Origin of the sequence: Collimonas sp. OK242, assembly GCF_900107095.1 — a bacterium.
Taxonomy (GTDB): Bacteria; Pseudomonadota; Gammaproteobacteria; order Burkholderiales; family Burkholderiaceae_D; genus Collimonas.
On sequence record NZ_FNOR01000045.1, the window covers coordinates 1 to 2,684 of the forward strand.

Below are 2,684 nucleotides of genomic sequence, written 5' to 3' on the forward strand. Positions count from 1 at the left end.
TCGAAAGTCCGGATCTATGGCTGCAATCTCTACCTTCTTCACATCATTGATTGAACGCTTGGCAAAATGGGGGCGACCATCTATGTGTAAAAACGCAGAAAAATTCGGCGCACGTAAAAATCGGCCTCTCAAAACGACCGCTACGGGTTTTTTTCAATATCGGTAATGGTCACTCTACCCACGAAAATTTCATGTTTTTGCGTTTTTACACAGCCGCGGCCGCATGAGGCCTGTCAATTGTAGATACCGACGAGCCAGCGGTATGCTGATTCTTTCCTTGTAATTTCCTTTTCACTGGCGACGGCGTTATTCGCGATGGTTAGCAAAATTATTTTGCTAATCATCCGTGACGTGTTCAATTGAACTGTCTGTTTAACCAACAGTCCTTGAGGGCACTTTGCCAATAAAACAGAAAATCACCGACACAATCAGCGCCGATATAGCTCCTATTGCCACCCATACGAACCGCTGAGACATTGATACTGAGGGAGCTTCCGGACCACCAGAAAAAATAAAAGTCATTAGCAACCCTGAATAAAAACCTGCGAAACACGACGTTAAAACTATTGGCTTTACCGCCCAACGCTGCAGCTTTCGTAAAATGGCGAATATCGGCACCCCCAGTATGCCGCTCACGATATAACTCACGGGCAAAATTCCAAGCAATGTTTCTTGAAACAATTTCAAGAGGTGTCCACTGTCTGACCTGACATATCCAGAGAAAAGAAACATCCCAAGGAAGTAAATCGTCGGCAAACACGCCGGCGCGAGAAGTGCAGCCATTAATAGACGCAATCTTTGATTCATTTCTCGCTCTGGTGAATTAATTCTTGGCATAGGTGCTTAGCTGATGGCGGACACGAATGTCCGCATTTGACCGGTTTCGTCCTGCTACCGAGTTTGGAATCTATTTTTGTAAAAGCAGGATTCAGCTAATCCTTGCACCCTTGGTTCGGAAAATTTGTCCGGTGACTGAATGAACACAGAAAAACAACCCAAATTAGGGCGATGAAAGTCGGCACCCAAAAAAACAGAAATTCCAGTTGTTCCTCGGCTTCCCATGCCTCAGATGAAAGCACAGGACGCGCCGTAATATAAATTGCAGTAATAATCAATTTCGGACAATGTGCAAGCCACCAACTACCGTGAATGCTCCATAGATAGCTTGGCAAACAACTTCATCGTGTTCACATAGTCTTCTTCTGAAATTCGATACTTAGCTTTCATGCTCTCGCAATCGCATACCTGTTTAGATACAGATAAAAATACTAAGTGGACCGGCACAGATATGCCTCGATATTGAATAAATTAATCCTGGCGGAAAAATCTTGCCATATATTGGCACCCGGCAACTAATAAAGCAATATCGTATTGGTGAAATACTTCAGAGTCGGCTTTTAGCCGTTAGTGAGCCTTCCTGAGTTGTAGATTACGAAGCATTGCGGACAGCTTCCAGGTCCGCTCTAAGTAGAGTAGCGGCGTCTCCAGCAATTAGTAGGCCGTACTCGACAAGTTGTTTAGCTACGTTCAGATAACCAAGCTTCACAGCCCCACGAGCCAAATGCAGTGTCGCCCGTGCTTGAGTCGTTCCCGAACTGAACCGGCGTAATAGCTCCTCAGGTGGCTCAACAGCTAATGCTTGCCGCATTGTCTGTACGTCACCGAAAAATGATGCCTGCGCTGAAGAAATCTCTGCAATCAGCGATGCAATAGCTTCTTCAGACATATGAAATGACCAGTCCTTTCCAACTCTTTTACGTAATATGCACTCATACTCTTTGAGTTTCCCCAACTCGGCATTGCCTTCTGCCGGAATGAACGTCGGCTGAGCACCAAGATTCACAAAGAAATTCTCACCGGACCTACTGACTTGAAGATTAATTACAAATGCAAAATCGTTGTCGGATTTTCGGAAATTTTGACCTGTTCCCCGGAAACCAAGCGAACGAAGCGTTGGGGCGATTTTCTTAAATATTTCGTGCACATCATCTCCAATTTGAATCGCCATCAGTTTGGCAGACACTTTCGACTGTCCGCAATTATTGAGTTATCACAAATTTGGCAGACTCTGTCGACCGACCGAATTTAGCCGTTTCGAGCCGGCCACGATAAGCTGATTCGGCCCTTAGGCGCCAGTCGGGTTGTTCCATAGCAGGCGCTCAACATGTTATTTCTGAGGTTTCGAAGCGTTGACGTTGCATATATCGGCCCCTAAGCGCTTGCCAGCAAAATAATACCAACACCCATGCCCAGTACCCAAGCAGCGGAGAGCAAAAACAACCGCAATTCCCAGCGTTCTTTGATGATGGCGTTTGGCCTACTTGTGCTGATTAAGAGGAACGATATAGCTTTAGTGACTGGATGAAGTTTGCTTGGCTCGTCGGCAACTGTCGTGCAAAATATTCCAAACAAGAATGTAACGCCGATAAGAGCCAGAAATACGTGAAGGAACCAAGCCGACGGGAGTGTCCATGCTGAAAAGGCACCCATGGCGCATGAACCGAAAATTTGCAGTACGCGGTTGTTTTTCATATCCTGTATAACTTCGTGCTACAACGAGAACCTAATGACAATCGCGACCGGCCGGTACTGGCCCAGAGTGTGTAAAAACATAGAAATTCGTTGGCACGATCAATAACGTGTTCAACGACCGCCATCCAAGTCACGAGAGCGGTTTATTCTGA

3 protein-coding genes are annotated in these 2,684 nt (G+C 45.9%); all 3 read right to left on the reverse strand.

Annotated elements, in window-relative coordinates; genetic code table 11:
- Positions 1-355: 355 nt before the first annotated feature.
- Positions 356-760, reverse strand: a complete 405-nt coding sequence (locus tag BLV81_RS23820) for a hypothetical protein (RefSeq protein ID WP_143036449.1) — start codon at positions 758-760, stop codon at positions 356-358.
- A gap of 669 nt (positions 761-1,429) precedes the next feature.
- On the reverse strand, positions 1,430-2,023 hold the full coding sequence (locus BLV81_RS23315; protein WP_143036450.1) for a DUF4304 domain-containing protein: 594 nt from the start codon (positions 2,021-2,023) through the stop codon (positions 1,430-1,432).
- A gap of 188 nt (positions 2,024-2,211) precedes the next feature.
- Positions 2,212-2,532: a hypothetical protein gene (locus BLV81_RS23320; RefSeq protein ID WP_143036451.1), complete on the reverse strand. Its 321-nt coding sequence runs from the start codon at positions 2,530-2,532 to the stop codon at positions 2,212-2,214.
- Positions 2,533-2,684 lie beyond the last annotated feature (152 nt).